Genomic DNA, 20,479 nt, shown 5'->3' with positions numbered 1-20,479 from the left:
GCATCAGCGAAATGATGAAAACATACATCTGCACCCTGAGACTCTGCGACTACCTAACATACTCGTCGTCAGTCGGCTACGCCAACGTGATGGGCGTATCCTACGCCGTCTACAAGCCCCAGCCGTACCTTCACAACTACTCGCTGATGTACGGCTTCAGCGGGCTACTACACGCCTCGCTAGCGTCCTCAGCCATAGAGGTAGGAGAAATAGACTACTATTGGCTTGACGAGGTAGAGAAGAGGCTCTACGTCTATCCCGCTAGACCCCGCAGGGTTAACCTCAAGAGGATGTTACTGAATATTAAGGGCGAAGGAGCGGTAGAGATAGTGCAACCCAAACCTAAGTCCATGTACCCGTGGCATGTGGTACACCTATACTTCGCTCCGGGTTCGGAATTCGAGACAGTACTTGTGGCTAGATCAGCCAATGTGAAGATACCTAATGCAGTTAGAGTTGGCGTCAAGAGGCAGGGAATCTTCAGTGTTAAGTGTGAAGAAGCCGAAATCAAGAGTCGTACCAGTGGACCAACCGACCCAGTCAATCTTGGGGATCTCCTAAGAGATGGTGTAGAGCCAGCCTCCTACGTTGCGTTGCTGGACACTAAGACCGTGAGAAGAGGCGTTCCAAATTCTAACGTAATTGCAAAGGCATACTTCAACGAGCCAGTCGTAGCCACGCTAGAGTCTCGTAGCGGGATAAGATTCAGGGTGCCGCTCATTGACTTACGCCATTGAATTAGAGCCGGTATGTGTAGAGCTAGGTAATATCAGGATGAGAGGCAAAGCAGAGCTCACTTTAAGGAGATTTCAGGAAGAAACGATAGATTTTTTTAATTCTCCTCATCAATACCTTTTCCTTACAGCTCCAACCGGGTCGGGTAAGACCTTCACACTTCTCACACCTCTTCTCTCTAACATTTTATACGGAACAAGCTATGACGGTGCCCTAGGTATATACCCAACCAAGCCCCTGACCGTAGACCAGTTCGAGTCTCTTAAAGCAACCCTCGGAAAACTATCTGCTAGTGAGGCTAGAGAACTTGGGCAGGGAGTAGCAGTCCATGATTTAGAGTTCGAGGTCTTGAGGAATGATGGGAAGGTGAAATACTACAAGAACAAGGTAGGGATGGTATTGCTTACTAGGGATACTATCGAGAAGCTAAAGAATGCCCTGAGTGTGGGTTCTGGACGGCACGTTCTAGATATTATGCGCAGAACCATGTTAACTGAGAGCGTGGACTACCTAATAACCCTCGCTGTTCCTGAGTACCCTTACCTCATGTTCTCCCATATGTATAGAAGCCATCACGACCTAGCCAAGCTACTAGATCTGACGTCTTCAGGGGAATTCGTTAAGAGGGTTGTCGAGAAAATGCTGTCATCGATGAGCAATGAGGATGAGCTTAGACAGTACGTTGAGAAAATTGTTAAGAGGGTTAGATTGCTGGTAGAGGGCAGGGTCGCGGAGAGGGAGCTGGCTGAGCTCTCATCAGCTCTCCTATCACCTGTGCTCTTTTTTGACGAGTTCCACACCTGGGGCTTCTACGAGCTACCAACAGCCATATCACTAGTCCTACTACACAGGCTCTCTTCGCTAACCTCCACTAGGAGCGAAATGTATAAGGTGGTCTTCTCGTCTGCGACACCAAGCCGATACGTTCTAGATATCGTAGATAAGACTGCTGGAAACACGGCTGTTAGACAGGTAAGAGCCGACGCCGTAATCTGTGATGAAGGATCAGTCGTCAAGATAAGGGGCAAGACCATTGTTGAACTCGTCTCTATAAAGACGAAGCGAGCAGGTTACCCGGCTTGGATCGAGCTCGACGAGTGGCTGCCAACCATTGTTGGCTCGAAGTCGCAGGAAATCCTGAAACATAAGAGGGCGCTCGTGTTCGGCAGGAGAGTCTACTCTGTAGAAAAGTCGGCTAAGATGTTTAATGAGAACACAGGTGTTGCCCCGACGGTGGTCATGGGGCTTACATCTCCGTCTGGATTCCACGGCAAGGAAGAGCTGGTGGCGAAGAGAGCAAGTGGAGACCTGTATGTATTCGGGAACTACGCTGTTGAGCTGGGTGTAGACCTCCAGAATATATTCTATAGCATAATTAGTGCTACAAGTCTCGGGGAACTTGTTCAGAGGATGGGTAGAAGTGGTAGAGGAGGCATAGACTCAAAGGTCATAATACTCATACCCCAGAGTTACGCTAATACTCTAATTACTCATAGACTTAAAGGTAAATCCACGATACAATACAGTGAGTTCGTCAATGCCCTCTCATGGGTCATGGCAGAGGAGTCGGTCATCAAGAAGCTTGGGGACGGAGTGATACTGAGAAGTAGAGTTGGCAAGCTAAGACTGTACTTACCTCTCTCTAACTATATACTACTATCAGTTATGAGGCATAGAGACAAACCCCGCGACTTAAAACCTGTGCTTTCAGAGTTCATGAAGACCCTGCAGACAATAGAAATAGACAGGAAGTTTTTCTTATGGCTTAGAAAAAGGGTTTCAAAGAACCCAGACGTGCTTGTAGAGTTAGCTTCCTTCAGGCTCTCTCCAAGCGTTCCATATGTGCGGGCTGGTAGTAGAAACCAAATTGACGGAGAGTCTAGTCCCATTACCCTGCTCTCAAACTACGAGGTCGAGGTCGATACCTCAAGCGGGTTCAGGCTAGTCATTAAGGACGTTAAGCGCAGTAAAATAAAAGACGTAGTCACGGTAGGAATGCGCGCCCCCAATAGAGAGGTGCTGAGTAGTATTAGTGAGAGTATCCTTCCAAGCAGGCTAGCAATAGAATTGACCGGCGTCGTTAATAGTCAACTAGTTGAAATCCTTAAGAGGATGAAAGTGCCGCTTTATGTGAAGTACACTAGAGGGGAAGAGCCGGTATTCGAGGTTTTGCGTGCATACGGGGAGGCAATAGCGTTGGAGTGCTCGGGTGAGGTATACGCGTATCTATTATTGCTCTAGGTCGATGCACGTTGTTCCTGGTGGTGACGTATGACTGCAGAGACGAGAGGACGAGGGGGAAAGTTAGGCGTTTACTTAGAAAGTATTCGTTCACGATGCTCACCTACTCGGTCTACGTTGGAAGAGGGTCGAGAACACTCGCCGAGAGAATCTCTTCGCATCTATCTAGATTGCTTGACGAAGGAGATAGAGCGACTGTTATCCTCCTCAACGACTTTCAGTATGAGCTTCTCGTGGAGGTTGCCAAGAGGTCTGTATCCATACGTGGTGAGAGGATGCCAGTCATCGCCTTCTACGGTGTGCACAGAGCTAGAGTTACCGATGAAGGTGCTGGACGACCTAGCAATATGCAGAATGAGAGTGAGGCTGAGAGCTCAGACAACCCTCCAAGCGAGTCCCACCCCGGCTGAAGTCCACGGAAAGAAGGCATGGACTGTACTACGGAAACTGTTTGAAACCATGGTCGAGAATAGCATTCACCACGCTGGAGGAAAAGTCTTGAGCACCTACAATGAAAAAGACGTTGCCCTCTCAGCAGTCCTCAAGAATGGCACACGCACGTGGGGTATCTTGCTCAGGGGAAGGATAGACCTAGCCACCTTAGTCTACTTCAGAGGGTCTCTGTTCACCGTGCTGTTCGAGGTCACGGAATATAAGGAAGCCTCAAGAGTTGTGCGACACCGGTTACAGTCATATGCCTCCGCTCTATACGGGGAGATCGGTTTCCCAATCGTGCCGGTTCTGGTAATAGTGAGGGATCATGACACAGTCGAGGACGTGTTGGTAATGAGTAGTGATGCTAGTGTGTCCGGGCGTGACCTGATGAAGGTCATCTCCAGGCTGATGAAGACACTGTCCGATGAGAAAGAGCCTGAACCGCCTAGCGGAGAGATATGCGCGTTCTGCGACCCCCCGATAAGGAGGGTGTGCCCATACACGCACTAGGTGATCCCTAATGACGATACTGGTCGTTGAGGGAACATCGAAGATATATAGGAAGGAAGGCAATATCCTTGTATCAGACAAAGAAGGTAACAGCGTGGAGGCATCCGTACCGGACCTAGAGCTAGTAATTGTCGTTGGTGAGAGAGTTCTGGTAACGTCTTCAGCGGTGATAACTCTTCTCTCGAACGGCATACCGATAGTGTTCATCTCGGGAAAGCTGGACACCTATGGAGTTCTCTATGATGTCGTTCAGGTTGGAACCATCAACATTAGAGAAGTGCAGTACAGGTGCTTCTCAGACGAGGCCTGCAGGGCGATGTATGCCAGGTCAATCATATACTCAAAGATTAGGGGTCTATATAACGTTCTGAGATACGAGTACAAGTACTATAAAGACTTGATGAAGGATTACGAGGACGTAAAAATAAAGATATTAGAGGTTTTAGAGTTCGTAGAAAAGACCAACAACATTGATGAGCTCCGGAAACTGGAGGCAGTTGGCTCTAAATACTTCTGGAATGTCGCCACTAACCTCATACTGCCAGAATATGGGTTCACGGGCAGAGAGCCACGAAGAGGTGATGTTATAAACTCCTCGATAGACTTCCTCTACGCCATACTCTACGGAATTATAACCAAGTCGATAGTTACCGTAGGACTAGATCCCTTCTACGGGCTAATACACGCACTAAGAAGTGGGCGAGTGTCACTAACGTATGACTTATCGGAAATTTTCAAGCCACTAGCCGTGCATAGCGTTATACAAGCAAGCAGAAAAACAAAGTTAAAGACGCTAAGAGGCTCCAGGATGCTAAGCCCTAAAACGATCGAGATCTTAGTTGGACACCTTTACAACCGACTCTCACGGGAAGCAGAAAGATTCTACAACAGAAAGTCGATATGGATATTACCGCTAAGAGATATAGGAAAATTTAAAGACTCCATCTTAAAGAAACTTAAATACGAGCCCTATATCTATGACCCAACATCCGGTTCCTAAGGAGGCTTGATGGATTTTCCGGAATCGATCAACAAAAATTTATAAACAACCAGCACAAAACAATGACAGGAAGCAATAAGAAAAGACTGAAAGCTGGAAGGTCGTGTGAGTATTGCGCGTACCTATCCCTGGAGGAGTATGTTAGGAGAAGCAATAAGAAAAGACTGAAAGTGAACGCCGAGTCGCCGACCGCACTCAATGATTCAACGACTTTCGACTGAGCACCGCGCGAGTAAGTGAGAAGCAATAAGAAAAGACTGAAAGATCTTTAAGTTCACGCTCTTCGGCACTAACGCCACCGCTAGACCGCGCCAATCGCCTTTCAACTGACTCAGGAGAAGCAATAAGAAAAGACTGAAAGTCTGTGTCGACGTATCGCCGCTTCTCGGCGAAGTTGTTTGCGAAGCAATAAGAAAAGACTGAAAGAAGAGGAAAGAGCGGGGTACAGAAAAAGACTACCATACCGAAACTGGACACTATAGAAGCAATAAGAAAAGACTGAAAGTGGGTAGTAATCCAACCTCGGGCAATCCAAGCACGTAGTAGGCTGTAGGAAGCAATAAGAAAAGACTGAAAGTAGGCTAAGTCTTGTGCCGTGTTTTACGTAGCTTATTACAATGAGGGTCTTGTCTAATCCGAAGCAATAAGAAAAGACTGAAAGGATAACATCGCTTCTAACGTGGTCAGCAATGTGAGTGTGAACACCAACAATAACGGAAGCAATAAGAAAAGACTGAAAGTGACTGCCCAGCCCCCCACAAACTTATTTCTTTTCTCGAACTCAGTTACGAGTGAAGCAATAAGAAAAGACTGAAAGTCTATCTCAAGCTTTAACACATCGTCTGCATCTTCTAACGCTAAATGCGAAGCAATAAGAAAAGACTGAAAGGTGCGCGTTAATACGTCGTCAGGTACTACGTCTATTTCCTCCTCGGTTGTGGTGAAGCAATAAGAAAAGACTGAAAGAACCACGTTTCTGGCACTCGTAGCATCGGTTATTGATGCGTAAAAGCTTAACTGAAGCAATAAGAAAAGACTGAAAGATTTGCCGGGCGGCATCGCTCTGACGGTCAGCTCTGGGGACAATGCGGTATTCGAAGCAATAAGAAAAGACTGAAAGCATGCAGTCTCCCCTCTACGTCGTAGAACTGCAGAAAAATACCTTGACCTTTCCTCTCGATGATCTTGACTGGCTTGCTCGGGTCAGAAGCAATAAGAAAAGACTGAAAGCTGAACTACCTGACAGGAACTCTTGAAGATCTGAGAGTGAAGCAATAAGAAAAGACTGAAAGAGATGCTCTCAATTCTGTTGCTGGGCACGGTGATATTCAAGGTTGCTGGCGCGTTGCGCAAATCTTAAATTCCTCTTTTTCTGAAGCAATAAGAAAAGACTGAAAGGAATCTACTGCTCTCGGCCACGTCCGACCTGCCGACATATGTGAGGACATGTCCTTGAAGCAATAAGAAAAGACTGAAAGCAAAATATGCGGCAAGCTCTACTGGGAGCATGAACGAGGACGTAAGAAGCAATAAGAAAAGACTGAAAGATATCAAGTACTTAAGGGAACTGCTGGAGGAGACGGAGATAACACTTAAAAGACTGAAGCAATAAGAAAAGACTGAAAGCTTTTTCTAAATTAGTAGGGGGGTTGTTAAGGGGGGAATCATTTACTCCAGTGAAGCAATAAGAAAAGACTGAAAGCAGACAATAGCGTCCCTGGCTGTGGACATCAAGGCTCAGAGCATTGGCGCATTGAGAAGCAATAAGAAAAGACTGAAAGCAAATTCCTCAAAGTCCTGACTAAAAGGCTGAAAGCGCTTATCGTTCTTAACTTAGAAGCAATAAGAAAAGACTGAAAGTCAGTCCCCCTACATCCTGAGCTTACTAGCACGTCGTATATTAGTGTGTAGGGAAGCAATAAGAAAAGACTGAAAGAGTCAGGCGGGCAGGCTGTTCGACTTGTTTAGTCGTTCAGCTGTCAGTGGCGAAGCAATAAGAAAAGACTGAAAGTCTACGCGATTCGCGGCTCGCCGGACGACGAGTCTGTGAAGCAATAAGAAAAGACTGAAAGAGCGCAGCTTCAGGTGACTACGCTGCTGGTGTTGAGAAGCAATAAGAAAAGACTGAAAGCACACGAACACTGCCACCGTCAATGAACACCGTCAATGAAGCAATAAGAAAAGACTGAAAGGTAATGATACACTGCAACGCCGCCACGCATGTCCGCTAACGTCTGATACGGATTCGCAGGATTGAGCGTCGCGTGATGTGTTGTGACGATCGGCACTGAAGCAATAAGAAAAGACTGAAAGAATGATGTACGCCCAACGTCTGTCGAGCATGATCATATACGAAGCAATAAGAAAAGACTGAAAGAGGTCAGTCAGCGTTCGTCTGGACGCGTCGCGCGATATCCGCAAGGCGTGAAGCAATAAGAAAAGACTGAAAGACGTCATCTTGGTTTCGACGGGCAAAAAGTTCAGAAACGCAATCGTTGCGAGGTGAGGAAGCAATAAGAAAAGACTGAAAGAGGTCTCGTAGTTATGAGAGCTGTGATTTTGCTTTGAAGCAATAAGAAAAGACTGAAAGTCGATATAAACATGTATGTTCACATCAGGATCGCTAAAACGACACGAAATGAAGCAATAAGAAAAGACTGAAAGTATGAGGTTGAGTGCCCTCAGTTCTTAGTGGATATATGAAGCAATAAGAAAAGACTGAAAGGTGGACACATTCATGAAGGACTTACCTAGTTACACGGACTATGAAGAGGTTGAAATAGAAGCAATAAGAAAAGACTGAAAGTCTTCCTGACTCCCGGGACTAGCTTCACGTAATTACTTAAGAAGCAATAAGAAAAGACTGAAAGAATTTAGTGATTGCGGCGCTGAGCAGGCCGCATGTTCGGATAGTGGCAGGGAAGCAATAAGAAAAGACTGAAAGCAATTAGTGTTGGCGAGTGCAGCTATTACGTTTCGGCAATGATCAAAGTCGATGATGAGAAGCAATAAGAAAAGACTGAAAGTCATATGTTGCTCCCTGAACCAGCGCGTGCTTGACTGAATCATCTATCACGTTCATGAAGCAATAAGAAAAGACTGAAAGCGTCGGTCGCGGCGGCACCAGGTTTACACTTTGCGCTGGCGGCTCGCGGCGAGCTCAGCCGCGAGTGTCGCGGCGGCACCAGGTTTACACCGGTGTACGAATATCTTGTTCGAAGCAATAAGAAAAGACTGAAAGCTGGTGAAGCAGGTTTGTTCTGAGCGAAATTCGGTGAAGCAATAAGAAAAGACTGAAAGGAATCTCTTAACAGAACAATACAAAGCCGGAATAATCTCCTGGGATCAGTTAATAGATGAGAAGCAATAAGAAAAGACTGAAAGGGTCAAAAAATGTGTTTTTCTCTACTAACGACCAGTCATGCTTATATAGAAGCAATAAGAAAAGACTGAAAGACATCCTTCTCAACTCACTCAACCCATTTATCATACGGGTCTGAAGCAATAAGAAAAGACTGAAAGATTGATTGCAGAGAGCTACGCGGTTCAGATATTCGTGTCGGTTCGCATCGGAAGCAATAAGAAAAGACTGAAAGCTTCCAGAAGTCCGTAGACTTAGTCGTTACGTTGGTTGTTGTGCGTTAATGTTTATTACTGGGGGTAGCGATAGTTACTGGGTGATACCCCTGTTATTCGATCCGATACCTAAGGATAGGATTGACGACTTCTATGATTTCCGTGATGAGTTGAGGTTATTTGTTGATCACGTGGTGAGGTCTAGGTTGACCGTGGTTTCAGGTCTTCGGAGGACTGGAAAGACCTCCTTGGTTAAGGTTGGGTTGAGCTTGGTTAACGCGCCGTATATCTACCTGGACACGCGATTCACTATATATCCGGGATTTGAGGATATAGCCAGGGTTATCGGGAAGTCGCTTGAGGATTCTTTGAGGAGGCACACTAATTTGAGGGAGGCTCTAGCAAGTTACTTGAAGATGGTTAAGGGGGTTACTATAGGTCTTAAGGATTACTCGGTTTCAGTGGTTTTCAGAGGTAACGGGAAACTTGACCTTCAAGACCTCTTCCTAAGGCTCAATGAGTTCGGTGAGGACATCGGCTCCCCAGTGATCCTGGTCTTTGACGAGGCACAGGACTTGAGGAAAGCTACTTGGGCTAGATTCGACAGATTCCTCGCTTACGTTTACGATAACTTAAAGTACGTCAACTTAACGTTGACTGGATCGCAGTTCGGGATTCTGAAGGACTTCCTAGGGCTGGAGGACCCCGAGGCACCACTCTATGGGAGGCCGTACCTCGAGGTCAAGACAAGGAGACTCAGTGAGTCGGAGGGCGCGGAGTTCCTCAGGCTAGGATTTGAGGAGGCTAGAGCACATTATAACGAGGAATTAATAAGGGAGGCAGTGAGTAGGTTAGACGGTATTATAGGGTGGCTGACCTTCTTCGGCTACTCATACATCACGGGAACTGCTGGAGACCTAGAAGAGGTATTCAACAAGGCAGTAAGTCTAGCGGGAACCGAGCTAACGAACCTGCTGAGCGAGTTGAAGAGCAGTAGGTACAGGAACGTCCTCAAGACGTTGAGCACCGGCGGGATGTCCTGGAGCGAACTAAAGAAAACCCTGGAGAGGGTTGAGGGAAGAACTATCGAGGATAAAGCGTTCAACGAGGTTTTAAGGAGACTAAGCGCGTTCGGGTTAATTGAGAAGGTAGGTGAGAACTACGTGATAATAGATCCAATATACCGAGCGGCATCAGCGAACATCTAGAGACTATCACAGGTCTTACCCTCTACAATCATCTCACACTCAGTGAGGGCTAAGATTTTGAAGGTTCTTAGCAAGAAGTCGCCCAGCTCCCCTTACCCATGGAGTTCACTGCATGGGTGTGGCGGGCCCGCCGGGATTTGAACCCGGGGTCTCCGGCTCCGGAGGCCGGCGCCTTATCCTGGCTGGGCCACGGGCCCTAGATATTTATGGCTTCAATAATAAAATTAATTCTGCGCTTCGGCTTAGCAGCGTATTTTATTATAGTTTCATATGCGGAATATACCGACCTTAAGAAAAACGTGAGGTTAGTTGGTTGCAGTGCTTGAGATCTTCTTACTCCTTGCTTCCTTAAGGTACTGTATTGCGGCTGATATGCTTCCCCTAGCCTCTATCAGCGGTCCCCATCTGACTCTGAATTTCCTAGGTGCCAGCGGCCTCACCCTCTTCTTTATCTTCTTAGGTATGTAGGTGGTCTCCATATCTTTGAGTCCGAAGGTGCCGTCGATCATCTCAACGACTATGTCGCGGTCTATCAGCTTGAGCAACGCCTTCCTTAGCCTGTCCTCGCCCACTAAACCGCTTAATTCCTTCCTTAATTCCTTCCAGGCTAACGGTCTCCCCTTACTGCCTATGATCGCAACTATCATTTCTTCAAGCTCCTCGTCGCTCGGCGCTCTCATAACCAGTATCTCCTCGTCCTCGTAAATAATCTTAGGCTTTCTGCCCGCATTCTTAACAGTGCTAGCTCCTACCATCCTCTCACCCAAGATATATGAGTAGATTGTTGCATATAAACCAACTCCCTAAACAGCTTTAACACCGTTAAAGAAGGGAGGTATTACGGCATAAGAGCCTGCGCAACGTGGGGACCGAGCTGAGTGAAGCAATACTCCTGGGTATTCTTAGGCACTGAATTCACTAAATGAATTCACCCCACACCGTTTCCCGCTCTAGGTTTTTGTAGGTTTTCCTAGGGCGGGGCATCACGGTTTCCCTGAGCCCCCTCCCCACGGTCTGCCATGGGTCTCGGAAACCCAGGGTCACCAAGGATTTTTAAGCGCTCAGAGTTTATAAATTTGAAGGGGTATATCCCTATGGATTTGGATTATGTAACGATTAGTCTACCTTTTCACGCTACTGGAGATGTGGCGAAAAGCATCTACTGGACTGCGTGGTTGAGCAAAGCGTGTGCTCACAGAGTGTTTGAGCATGTTAAAGCGAACCTTGTGTTAGCTAAGCTGAGTGAGTATGACTTCATCAAGTTCACGAGAGAGTTGTGCTACAGCTTACTACCTAACAGGAGGTATGTTGATGGAGTAGCGACACTAGTGTACTCGAGTCTTCAGAGCGTTAGGAAGCTGAAGGTTGATGTATCAAGAGTAGAGCTCAAACCTTGGCTCTTATTCCAGAGCGAGGGAGAACCTTGGGCTAAGGGGAACCTGAACATACAGTTCACAGATTACGAGACGGTCAAGGTGCTGGTTTTCAAAGCAAGCGGTGGAAGCGAGAGAGTAGTCGTTAAGCCAGTAGTTTCTAAGAGGTACAACAGGCTACTCAAGGAGCTTGTTGATAGAGCTATGAGAAAAGAGATTGGCTATCCAGCTAGAGTGTACATTAGGAGCTATAGCGGAGACCTAGAGCACCTCTACGGCGAGTTGCAGATCAATGTTAAGCACAGCCTCTACCTAGAGATTATGAAGAGGTTCGATAAACCGTTGGGAAGCAATGTAGCGGGGATAGATGTGAACACCGATAGATTGAACCTGGTGGTGGTGAACAAAGATGGTGAAGTTGTGTGGATGCACACAGTCAGGTTTCCCCAGATCTTAGCCAGAGGTTTCCCGAGGAAAAGAGCCTGGAGCATTATTGGAGAGAAGATACACGAGGTTCTCAAGCATGCTTACCACCACGGTGCCTCAGCTGTTGCTCTCGAAAACCCAGGTGTAATCGGCTACTTGAGGTACTACTGGGTTAGAAACGGTGAAAGAGGAGGTAGAAACTACAACTACAAAGTAGCCGTGTTCAGAAGCTCGATCATTGAGAGAATATTGTGGAAAGCACCACTCTACGGTTTGAAAATAGTATATGTAGACCCCAAGGGAACAACTAGTTCACGAGAACACGCAGAAACCATGAAGAAGCATAGACTCAATAAACATACTGCTAGTGCATACCTAATCGCATCAAGAGCTCTAAACATCCTAGAGAGACCTACAAAAACCTAGCACACTAAAACAGTTGCACACCCTCGACTTTCCTCACCCCTTAAAAGGAAAAGCAATCACAAGTATATCACGTGGTGCTTGATGAAAGTCCTGACTTTAGTCGCCGAGATACCCCCTCAAATGAATAAAGCCTATATGAGGAAGTTACTGAAGATAAAGAACTACATCACCGAGGAAATAGGGGTCAATGTATCACTCGTAGTCATGTCGACAAACGATCAACCAAGACTAATAGTCTTTGATGAAGTGATCAGCCTGAACGAGAGCTTATCGAAAATACTTAAGGTAATAACGCAGGGACTAGCCAACGACTTAGGCGACCCCAACTTCCTGGAGAAGGCGGTAGGGGGTGTTGAGTCAGAGTAGGCAAGAGATCTTAACACATCGCTCTCCGTTCTAGGTTGTTTTAGCGTGGTTTCCTCTAACCCCCAACTCTCATTAGACTGTGAACTTACGTCACTCTCTAGTAGCTACCACTGCGCACGACCTCTCTCGAAGGCACGTAGTTACCCTCCAGTGTCTTGGCAACACCATATCCGACAATCCCAACTTCAGTCGGAGGGCGCTCAACGGGAGTTGAAAAGGATGCTACTTACATGCTTCTCACTCAAAGACTCAAAGATCTGTAAATGAGCCTCCCAAGCTCCTTCGAAATCAAACACGCCATTAAGGCATCAAACTTCTTTATGAAGCTACGCGCATCTAGCTCTGGTTGCGGAGGTGGGGCTATAAAAAGAACCCTGCGGGATCTGGGATCTAGACAGCCGTAATTCCATCTGTTCCTCTGGATTTGCCTGTTTAAAGTGTTTCTGCATATATTAGGTTTTCTTAAATATGTCCTATGGAAGGGTGAGATTGATTGGACACTGATATGAGGTTAATGGCGGTCGAGTTATTAAGTGCTTACAAGAAAATTCTTAAGTACAGAGACCTTGAAAACCTCACAGGCTTAACAGCCCCCGGCTTATGGAGGTATATAAATAAACGCATACGCCCGACTAAGGAAAGATCTCTTGAATTGTTTGAAGTGCTCACGAATCAACGAGTGATTGAGGAGATCCTTAAGGATAGGCTTGTGGAGGTCGACAACATAATAAGCCTGTCGATGATAATAGATGAGATCCCTATCTTGAAGATCTTATCCTACGTCATCTTCAAAGAGTTCCACCGTTATGACATAGATGCGGTGGTGACCGTCGAGGTCGACGGGATACCTCTCGGGGTTATGGCGGCGGACGTGCTTGACTCAAAGCTGGTGATAGTCAGGAGGAGGCCTGAAATTGGCGTTAAGGAGTACCGTCAGGTGAGCTACATAGCGAGGGACCCACCGGCAGTGGTTTCCCTGTTCATGCCTTCGGACGCGCTCAAAGCCGGTGATAGGGTTTTAATAGTTGATGATCTGCTGAACAGCGGAAGGACCTCATCCGCCCTAGTGAAGCTGATACGCATGAGCGGTGCCACACCGGTGGGGTTGTTCTCGATCGTGGCGATCGGGGAGAGATGGCGTGAGCAGATAGAGAACGAGATAGATAAGATCTACATAGTCCTGAAGGTCAGCAGATGATCTTCGGGAGTGGGGGGCCGGAAGGACGTCAAGGGTTCACTATGCGGCGGCGTTACAACATCCTTAAACAGCTTGTAGATATCTTCTCGACCTCGATACTGATAGAGGCTCTAGCCCCGTCGAAACTAAGCACCGTCAGCGGGTATAAGAGCGTTAAGGAGTTGAGCTTAGTCAGTTTCGCATACACCCCGCACTTAATAAAGGAACCTCTTGAGGGAGTGGTTAAAGATGCACTAGGCAACAGGGGGTTCAGACTAGGCCCTAGTTTGAGGAAGTACATCCTCAACGCGATCAATCACCCGCTCGTCCGGACTAACACAGCCTTCGGATATGTAATGCTCGCCGCACCGCTGGTTTACATTCTCGTCAAAGCGTGCCAGACGGACAGCAGGTTGGGGTTGGTTGAAAGCCTGATTGAGAGGTACATGCCCTCCGTGGTAGAGGGTCTGAAGAAAGAGCCGTGTACGGATTTTTATACAGCTCTGAGAAAGGCATCGATGAGCCATATGGGTGAGTACTTCGGCACCATCCCCTCAGCAACGAGCGCGGACCGGGGGGCACTCAGAAAGACCAGCTTGTGGAAAGTTCTGAGAGACTCAATGCACATGGATCTAGTAAGCCATGAGATAGTGACAGGGTTTAAGAGGGTTCTGAAGGTGTGCAGGTACCTGAGGGACGAGGTTCCCGAAGGCGATCTCCTGCAAAGAGTGAGCTCCGTCCATGCAGAGATGCTTAAGGAACACGTAGACACGTTGGTATTGAAGAGCAGGTGCTTAAACACAGCCCTCCTAGTTAAGTACTTATCACTCGCAAGGCCTTACCTCAATGATGGGGTGTGGGAGACGCTGGACGCGCACGTCAGGAGGTACGGGATAAACCCAGGGACTACATCCGACATAGTTGCAGCAGGTCTAGCACTCTATCAGGTGACCGCCTATATTATTGAGGATCCTCAACGGTAGGGTGGTGAAACTCAGGAAGGAGTTGTCCGCGTTAACCAGAGCCAACGCAGACCTATACATATTCTTGGGAGGGCCTAGAATTCCCTTGAGGGATGTAGAAGAGGTTCTTAAGAAACCCTTCTACATAGTTACTGGGAAGTACGACGACATATACGTAGCTAAGTCCACTAGAGCTACTGGCAGGTCGCTTGACGCACACGTGATTACTCTGGATCAGTACACCCTAGCCGGAATTAACGGCGTGGACCCGCACTACTGCATATCGAGAGTTGCGGAATTACTTCATAGCATGAGCTCGAGTAATGTGTTGATTTTCTCATGCATGCCAGCTCTTGGTTACTGCGATACTGTGGATAGACTGAACATTAGGGTAGGATTGCCGGAGCTTACTGAATTCATCAGTAATGTAAAGCCAAGACTCTTTGTGAGTTTAGGTAGTAGGGATTGCGTTGAGTTCTACGGGAGCACGCAGTTAGCCGTGATGAGCAAGCACACCAAACACCTCGACGTGGACCTCAATCCCTTAGATCTCCCTAGCCATAACCCAGGCGTCTTCACCGTCTAGGTAGTAGAACCTGACTCTCTGAACCTTCTTAAAGCCCAACTTCTCGTAGAGCCTAATAGCCGGCTCATTACTGACCCTGACCTCGAGATACACCTCGCTCGCCCTGTAGAAGTCTTTTAACTTCCTCAACGCCTCAACCATCAATGAGTACCCTATCCCCCTCCCCCTGTAGTCCGGGTGAACGGCGATGCTGATAATGTGCCCCACCTTCTTAAAGAGGGACTTGTTTATGAAGCCTAACCCCCTCTCAACCCTGCACATGATGTAGCCAACTACCGTCGAACCCGCGTCAGCGACCAGGAAGGCCTCACCCCACGTCTCAAGATGCTGCCTCCAGAAGTCTTCAGGGTAATGCTCCTTAAGTGAGATCATGTTTATGTTTATGACGGCAGGCAGATCCTCCGGCCTCGCCTTCCTTATGTGCGCTCCAGTCATTTAGGTACCCAAGTAATTAACGAGGGGCCTGCAATTATATTTAATACTCTATAGTGGAATTGTTGTTGGATGAACGTATAATGCTGAGGGAGCTGGAGTTCCACCCAGTTGATGAGATAAGGGGTTCTCGCTCTAGGCACTTAGAAGGCATTAAGATAGGCTTTGGACTCACGGGATCCGTCGCCATCTATAAAGTTATCGATATTATGCGTGAGCTAATCAGGAGGGGGGCAGAGATCCACGTGGTCATGAGTCAGGCGGCAACCGAGTTGCTGAATCCCACACTGGTCGAGTGGGCCGTCGGGAGTAAGGTGCTCACGAAGTTCGAGGGTGAGGTTGGTCACGTCTCTCTAGGGAGGGAGGCTAGCTCCTTCGTCTTAGCGCCGGCCACCGCAGATATAATAAGTAAGGTCGCTCATGGCGTGTGTGATAACCCTGTCTCGCTCGTCGCTGTCAACATGATGGGGCTCAGGAAGTCTTTGATAATAGTTCCAGCCATGCATTCAGGCTTGTGGCATTCACCCCCGGTAACGGCTTCATTGAACCGTCTTGAGGAGCTAGGTGCAACCGTAGTTCACCCGGAAGTCTCCGAGGGCAAGGCTAAGTTCCCAGAGGACGAAGATATTCTAGCGGCTGTGGAGGCCTCCACACTACGAGGGAGGGATTTACACGGGTTAAGACTGCTGGTTACGGCCGGCCCTACTAGGGAACGCCTGGACGACGTGAGATTTCTGACCAACTTGAGCTCCGGTAAGATGGGTGTGGCAATAGCTAGGGAGGCGTACTTCAGGGGGGCGGAGGTCACGCTGGTTCACGGGCCTCTGTCAACGAGCAGGCCGCATTACATTAAGAGCGTTGAAGTGGAGACCACGGAAGAGATGCTTAATGCTGTGACAGCGGAGGTCAGGAGTAGGAAATACGACGCAGTCATCCTAGCTGCGGCGCCTGTGGACTTCAGGTTTAAGGTGACCAGTGAAGGGAAGATCAAGTCGGATGTGGGCGGGCTAAGCGTGGAGTTGGAAGCCACGCCTAAGATATCGCTTAGCTTAAGGAGGGAGTACTCAGGCCTTGTAGTAGGCTTCGCCGCCGAAGTCGCCAGAGGGGATCTCGACAAGCTGGTTAAGTATGCGGAGGATAAGATGGAGAGTAGGGGTTTCGACATGATTGTAGCTAACGACGTGGGCCGGACTGACACCGGGTTCGCAGTCGACTATAACGAGGTAATCATAGTGACTAGAAAGGGTCGTAGAGAGGTAGTTAAGAAGTCTCTAAAGGAAGTGGTGGCAAGAAGAATAGTAGATATGGTTAGAGAGGAGTTAGGTAGTGCTCATTAGGGTGCCGCTCCACATCTCCGGCTTCTGGGTCCCCCACATAACCGACGACCCGCTGACTACAGGCTCACTGGGGGCTGGAATAACTTTAAGACCGTGGGTAGAGGCACACGTGGCGGGGAATGGGAAAGACGAGGTGCTCGTCGGCTCCAACATGCTGCATCACGGCCTGATCGAATGCGTTAAGAACCTCACTGGCGTTAACTTAATTAACGCCAAGATCACCACCCCGGCGTACCTAGGGGAGGGTTTAGGCTTCAGCGCCGCCCTCTCAATAAGTTTAGCTTCATCGGCGTTGCTCGGATCCGGGAGGGACTTGACTTTAGCCAGGGCAGGTGTCATAGCGCATGAGGCGGAGGTGACGATGATGACGGGGTTAGGCGACGTCGTTGCCGAGCTGCGGGGTGGCGGGCTAGTTGTCAGGGTGAAGCCCGGCGCTCCAGGGGTTGGCGAAGTCGATGTGTGCCCAATCAGGGACTCAATCAACTTGGTAGCTTGCCTGATTAGACGTGACCTTACCACGCCCCTCATGCTTAAGACCTACGGCAGCAAGATAAGGGAGGTGGGCGGTAACGTTTTCAGAAGGTTTTTGAAGGAGCCCTCGTTCGACAGGTTCCTCGAGTTAACACGGGAATTCAGCAAGTCCATTTTCTTACCCAGTGAGTTGGACTCCACGCTCATGGATCGACTAGGTAAGTACCTAAGATCTGGGGAGGTCTTAACGTACTTCGTTAAGAAGGGGACTTTAGCTGTGATCACTTCACGCAGACCTAGCGAGGAACTGCTGGAGTCGATCAAGGGGCTCGGCATCAGACTTGTAGGGGTGTTTGAGCCCTCGCTTGAAGGCACTGCAATGCTTATCTAACTCACTAGCTGTTTTGATGCCGGCAGAGTTCATCTAAACCATCGTCACTGAGGTGCCCGACAACGATTCAGTTAGGCAAGGAATATTAGTCCTGCAAAAGTAGTTATGCCATGGTGCTGAAAGGTGGAGATCAACATACCGCGTACCCACCCTAGATACGAGTCCTTGATCATTAGGGAGAAGTTAATTAAAGGGTTTGAGGAGGGCTACGTCGCTAGGGCGGGCTTGATAGCTCACGGCAGGGGGGAATGCTTTGACTACATCATAGGTGAGAGAACAATAGAGCCGGCTCTGAAGGCCATTGAAGCCGCTGCGGCCGCGTTGCTATTGGCTGAGAATCCGGTAATATCGGTGAACGGAAACGTGGCTGTCCTAGTTCCTGAAGGTGTGGTGAGGTTGGCGGAGGTTGTTAACGCTAAGTTGGAGGTGAATCTATTCTACAGGAGTGAGGAACGTGTGAGGAAGATAGCCGAGATCCTTAAGGCTTACGGGGCTCGAGAGGTGTTGGGAGTCGATGATGCAGTGGCGGAGATCCCCGAATTGCTGAGTGAGAGGAGGAAGGTCAGCCCCAGGGGGATACTAACCTCCGATGTTGTTCTAGTACCTCTTGAGGATGGAGACAGAACTGAAGCCCTGAGGAGGCTGGGTAAAACAGTAATAGCCATTGATTTGAACCCACTTTCAAGAACCTCTAGAGCAGCTACGATAACAATAGTTGATAACGTCGTGAGGGCGGTGCCTAAGATGATAGAATATGCAGAGAAACTGAGCACGGCACCGAAGGAGGTGTTAACCAACATATTGAGTAACTACGATAACAACGAGGTCCTCTCCCAAACGTTAAGACACATTATTGATAGACTAGGGAATCTATCACAAACGAGCCTCGGACTATCTCTAAGGTAGGTGGGAACGTTAAAAAGTCGTTCCACCAAGCCTCTCCCTAAATTTCCTGAATTCCTCTTCGCTCATGCTCCAGAACTCGCCGGAACCCGGAAAAGTGCCCTTTCTAACGTCTTCGGCATACTTAATTAGCGCCTCTATCGCTTGTTCGTATAGGTTAGCGTATTTTCTGACGAACGGGGGTGGTGCGGGGTTTATGCCTAGTAGATCATGTATAACCAGTATTTGACCGTCGCACTGACCACCTGCCCCAATGCAGATGGTCGGTACGCGTAACCTATTAGTTACCTCAGCCGCTACCTGCCATGTCGTGAACTCTATAACTATTGAGAATGCCCCAGCTTCCTGAAGAGCCTTCGCGGCCTCAACTATCTCGAGCGCGTCCTCAACGTTCTTACCTCTGAGTTTGTATCCACCGATCATCAGGTACCTTTGAGGGTTAAGCCCTATATGTCCCATTACGGGTATCCCCGCTCTAGTTAAGGCTTTAACGGTGTCGCATACCTCGAGACCCCCCTCAATCTTGATGGCGTCAGCCCCCAACTTGATCAGCTCACCGGCATTCCTGATAGCTTCAGGTATGCTTACCTCATAGCTAAGGAAGGGCATGTCAGCTACTACTAGAGCCTTAGGCCTCGCGTTAACTACTGCTCTGAGGTGATGTTTCACCTCCTCGAGTGTGACCGGAAGCGTTGACGCATAACCCATTATGACCATGCCTAAGGAATCGCCTACGAGTAACCCATCAACACCCGCTTTATCGGCTAAAGCGGCGTCGTAGTAGGAGTATGCAGTGGTCATGACTATCTTCTCGCCTGACTTCTTCTTCTTTATAAAGTCGTGTGGATATACCTTGTCATTCATATGAGCCCCACAATTATAGTGCTCAGCAATTAAAATAGCGTTGGGATTAATTTACACCACCAGATTTCATTCCGCGAGACTCCTTGAACTTAATCATTAACCACAGCAGCTCGTTGAAGGGGGTCTCCACACCAACTCTCTTACCCCTGACTACCACCTCACCGTTTATGTAATCGACTTCGGTTCTTCTCCCGTTCATCAAGTCCTGACACATAGAGGAGTAGTTCTCTCCCGTGGCTTTAACGACCCTCACCATCTCCTCTAGGGGGTCTTCATAGAATCTCACGTTAAACTTCTCTGCGACGTCACGCACTTCCTCAACAACCTTAACCGCCGCTTTGAAGAGGTTCTCATCCATCACTATATACTTGTTCTTAACGCCATGTAGTGCTGTCAGGGGGTTTACGGCCGCATTGACGGAGAGCTTAATCCATCTATAGGGTTCTATGTCGTTGACCGCGTTAACCGAGAGGATTTTCAGAAGCGATGAAATCCGCTTAAGTAACTCCGCAGAAACCCCTCTCGATCCCAAATAACTGGTGGATCCGCCAATCCATTCAAATTCATGAGAGCGGACTCTATACACGCCGTGGTTCAGCACTAGCGCTGCGGCCTTGCTGGGACCTAGAGTTTCAAGCGCCTCCTCATACGATCTCAACCCATTCTGACATGTCAGCAGGACGCCCTCCGGGCTTAAATGTGTGCTCACGGACTTCAGCGCCTCTGAAAAATCGTAGGCCTTGGTGGCTATCACAATTAGCTCGAAAGCTCTAAGCCTTTTCAATTCCTCATACGTTATGAAGTGGGCATCGTTAACCACTGCTACAGAGCCGTCGGTTAAGTGGAGTTTCAAACCGCTCTTCTCAACTAAGAGGAGTTGTTGACGGTCTTTAAACAGTACGTAGGGACGCACGCCGGACTCAATCAATGCATGAGCTATTAACGTCCCTACGGCCCCGCCGCCAACGATGAGAACTTCCTCAAGGCCCACCCCTAAGACACCGTCCTGTGAGGATAATCTTCACGAAGCTATATTTACTTTAACTCAGATCCTCTATAC

General features: G+C 48.3%; 18 protein-coding genes, 1 tRNA gene and 3 CRISPR repeat arrays. Of the genes, 14 read left to right on the top strand and 5 right to left on the bottom strand.

What is annotated here, in order from left to right:
* Positions 1-11 precede the first annotated feature (11 nt).
* The 6 genes from QW772_03160 to QW772_03135 all read left to right on the top strand — a co-directional run bounded on the left by QW772_03160 (position 12) and on the right by QW772_03135 (position 9,705).
* Positions 12-737 (top strand): hypothetical protein, encoded by a 726-nt coding sequence (locus tag QW772_03160; protein MEM0037902.1) that lies wholly within the window; start codon positions 12-14, stop codon positions 735-737.
* Positions 721-2,976: a DEAD/DEAH box helicase gene (locus tag QW772_03155; protein MEM0037901.1), complete on the top strand. Its 2,256-nt coding sequence runs from the start codon at positions 721-723 to the stop codon at positions 2,974-2,976. Before QW772_03160 ends, QW772_03155 begins: the two co-directional genes overlap by 17 nt.
* 20 nt (positions 2,977-2,996) lie before the next feature.
* On the top strand, positions 2,997-3,386 hold the full coding sequence (cas2, locus tag QW772_03150) for a CRISPR-associated endonuclease Cas2 (GenBank protein MEM0037900.1): 390 nt from the start codon (positions 2,997-2,999) through the stop codon (positions 3,384-3,386).
* Positions 3,298-3,921: a hypothetical protein gene (locus tag QW772_03145; protein MEM0037899.1), complete on the top strand. Its 624-nt coding sequence runs from the start codon at positions 3,298-3,300 to the stop codon at positions 3,919-3,921. The genes cas2 and QW772_03145 overlap by 89 nt, the downstream gene beginning before the upstream one ends.
* A 10-nt stretch (positions 3,922-3,931) precedes the next feature.
* A complete protein-coding gene (cas1, locus tag QW772_03140; GenBank protein MEM0037898.1) occupies positions 3,932-4,921 on the top strand; it encodes a CRISPR-associated endonuclease Cas1 in 990 nt (329 codons plus the stop codon).
* A 67-nt stretch (positions 4,922-4,988) separates the two neighbouring features.
* A CRISPR array of direct repeats spans positions 4,989-6,041; the repeat unit is 24 nt; unit sequence GAAGCAATAAGAAAAGACTGAAAG.
* A gap of 254 nt (positions 6,042-6,295) precedes the next feature.
* Positions 6,296-7,113: direct repeats of the CRISPR family, unit length 24 nt; unit sequence GAAGCAATAAGAAAAGACTGAAAG.
* A gap of 97 nt (positions 7,114-7,210) precedes the next feature.
* Positions 7,211-8,027: a CRISPR direct-repeat array (repeat unit 24 nt; unit sequence GAAGCAATAAGAAAAGACTGAAAG).
* 571 nt (positions 8,028-8,598) lie between these two features.
* On the top strand, positions 8,599-9,705 hold the full coding sequence (locus tag QW772_03135) for an ATP-binding protein (protein MEM0037897.1): 1,107 nt from the start codon (positions 8,599-8,601) through the stop codon (positions 9,703-9,705).
* Between the two features lie 119 nt (positions 9,706-9,824).
* On the opposite strand, the gene QW772_03130 is transcribed toward QW772_03135, so the two are convergent.
* Positions 9,825-9,902 (bottom strand) — tRNA-Arg (locus tag QW772_03130).
* A 108-nt stretch (positions 9,903-10,010) separates the two neighbouring features.
* Positions 10,011-10,460: a hypothetical protein gene (locus QW772_03125; protein ID MEM0037896.1), complete on the bottom strand. Its 450-nt coding sequence runs from the start codon at positions 10,458-10,460 to the stop codon at positions 10,011-10,013.
* 339 nt (positions 10,461-10,799) lie between these two features.
* On the opposite strand from QW772_03125, the gene QW772_03120 reads away from it, so the two are divergent.
* From QW772_03120 to QW772_03100, 5 genes are all read left to right on the top strand, one after another.
* A complete protein-coding gene (locus tag QW772_03120; protein ID MEM0037895.1) occupies positions 10,800-11,930 on the top strand; it encodes a hypothetical protein in 1,131 nt (376 codons plus the stop codon).
* 81 nt (positions 11,931-12,011) lie between these two features.
* Positions 12,012-12,296 (top strand): hypothetical protein, encoded by a 285-nt coding sequence (locus tag QW772_03115; protein ID MEM0037894.1) that lies wholly within the window; start codon positions 12,012-12,014, stop codon positions 12,294-12,296.
* Positions 12,297-12,789: 493 nt separating this feature from the next.
* Positions 12,790-13,494 carry a phosphoribosyltransferase family protein gene (locus tag QW772_03110; GenBank protein ID MEM0037893.1) on the top strand — a complete coding sequence of 235 codons (705 nt, stop codon included), beginning with the start codon at positions 12,790-12,792 and terminating at the stop codon, positions 13,492-13,494.
* A 41-nt stretch (positions 13,495-13,535) separates the two neighbouring features.
* Entirely contained in the window at positions 13,536-14,456 is a 921-nt protein-coding gene (locus tag QW772_03105) for a triphosphoribosyl-dephospho-CoA synthase (GenBank protein ID MEM0037892.1), read from the top strand.
* Positions 14,437-15,021 carry a hypothetical protein gene (locus QW772_03100; GenBank protein MEM0037891.1) on the top strand — a complete coding sequence of 195 codons (585 nt, stop codon included), beginning with the start codon at positions 14,437-14,439 and terminating at the stop codon, positions 15,019-15,021. Before QW772_03105 ends, QW772_03100 begins: the two co-directional genes overlap by 20 nt.
* Here QW772_03100 and rimI read toward each other — a convergent pair.
* Positions 14,980-15,456, bottom strand: coding sequence for a ribosomal protein S18-alanine N-acetyltransferase (gene rimI, locus QW772_03095; GenBank protein MEM0037890.1), 477 nt, complete (start codon positions 15,454-15,456; stop codon positions 14,980-14,982). The two genes, QW772_03100 and rimI, sit on opposite strands and share 42 nt — an antisense overlap.
* A 62-nt stretch (positions 15,457-15,518) precedes the next feature.
* On the opposite strand from rimI, the gene coaBC reads away from it, so the two are divergent.
* The 3 genes from coaBC to QW772_03080 all read left to right on the top strand — a co-directional run bounded on the left by coaBC (position 15,519) and on the right by QW772_03080 (position 18,558).
* Positions 15,519-16,790 carry a bifunctional phosphopantothenoylcysteine decarboxylase/phosphopantothenate--cysteine ligase CoaBC gene (gene coaBC, locus QW772_03090; protein ID MEM0037889.1) on the top strand — a complete coding sequence of 424 codons (1,272 nt, stop codon included), beginning with the start codon at positions 15,519-15,521 and terminating at the stop codon, positions 16,788-16,790.
* Positions 16,780-17,652 carry a hypothetical protein gene (locus QW772_03085; protein MEM0037888.1) on the top strand — a complete coding sequence of 291 codons (873 nt, stop codon included), beginning with the start codon at positions 16,780-16,782 and terminating at the stop codon, positions 17,650-17,652. The genes coaBC and QW772_03085 overlap by 11 nt, the downstream gene beginning before the upstream one ends.
* Before the next feature lie 129 nt (positions 17,653-17,781).
* On the top strand, positions 17,782-18,558 hold the full coding sequence (locus QW772_03080; GenBank protein MEM0037887.1) for a 4-phosphopantoate--beta-alanine ligase: 777 nt from the start codon (positions 17,782-17,784) through the stop codon (positions 18,556-18,558).
* A 9-nt stretch (positions 18,559-18,567) separates the two neighbouring features.
* Here QW772_03080 and panB read toward each other — a convergent pair whose 3' ends face one another.
* Both panB and QW772_03070 read right to left on the bottom strand, forming a co-directional pair.
* The gene (gene panB / locus QW772_03075) at positions 18,568-19,419 is read right to left on the bottom strand and encodes a 3-methyl-2-oxobutanoate hydroxymethyltransferase (GenBank protein MEM0037886.1); all 852 of its coding nucleotides are present in this window, start codon (positions 19,417-19,419) and stop codon (positions 18,568-18,570) included.
* A gap of 46 nt (positions 19,420-19,465) precedes the next feature.
* Positions 19,466-20,410, bottom strand: a complete 945-nt coding sequence (locus QW772_03070) for a 2-dehydropantoate 2-reductase (GenBank protein MEM0037885.1) — start codon at positions 20,408-20,410, stop codon at positions 19,466-19,468.
* Between the last annotated feature and the right edge of the window lie 69 nt (positions 20,411-20,479).

This window comes from Zestosphaera sp. (assembly GCA_038727705.1).
Taxonomy (GTDB): domain Archaea; phylum Thermoproteota; class Thermoprotei_A; order Sulfolobales; family NBVN01; genus Zestomicrobium.
The sequence above is the reverse complement of the archived record's forward strand: the minus strand, read 5'-3'. Positions and strand labels throughout refer to the sequence as shown.

What these genes read in the sequence shown, in the direction of transcription:
- QW772_03125 (MEM0037896.1), bottom strand. Translation starts at nt 10,460, where the DNA reads ATGGTAGGAGCTAGCACTGTTAAGAATGCGGGCAGAAAGCCTAAGATT.
- QW772_03120 (MEM0037895.1), top strand. Translation starts at nt 10,800, where the DNA reads ATGGATTTGGATTATGTAACGATTAGTCTACCTTTTCACGCTACTGGA.
- QW772_03145 (MEM0037899.1), top strand. Translation starts at nt 3,298, where the DNA reads ATGAAGGTGCTGGACGACCTAGCAATATGCAGAATGAGAGTGAGGCTG.
- panB (MEM0037886.1), bottom strand. Translation starts at nt 19,419, where the DNA reads ATGAATGACAAGGTATATCCACACGACTTTATAAAGAAGAAGAAGTCA.
- cas1 (MEM0037898.1), top strand. Translation starts at nt 3,932, where the DNA reads ATGACGATACTGGTCGTTGAGGGAACATCGAAGATATATAGGAAGGAA.
- QW772_03160 (MEM0037902.1), top strand. Translation starts at nt 12, where the DNA reads ATGATGAAAACATACATCTGCACCCTGAGACTCTGCGACTACCTAACA.
- rimI (MEM0037890.1), bottom strand. Translation starts at nt 15,456, where the DNA reads ATGACTGGAGCGCACATAAGGAAGGCGAGGCCGGAGGATCTGCCTGCC.
- QW772_03115 (MEM0037894.1), top strand. Translation starts at nt 12,012, where the DNA reads ATGAAAGTCCTGACTTTAGTCGCCGAGATACCCCCTCAAATGAATAAA.
- QW772_03105 (MEM0037892.1), top strand. Translation starts at nt 13,536, where the DNA reads ATGCGGCGGCGTTACAACATCCTTAAACAGCTTGTAGATATCTTCTCG.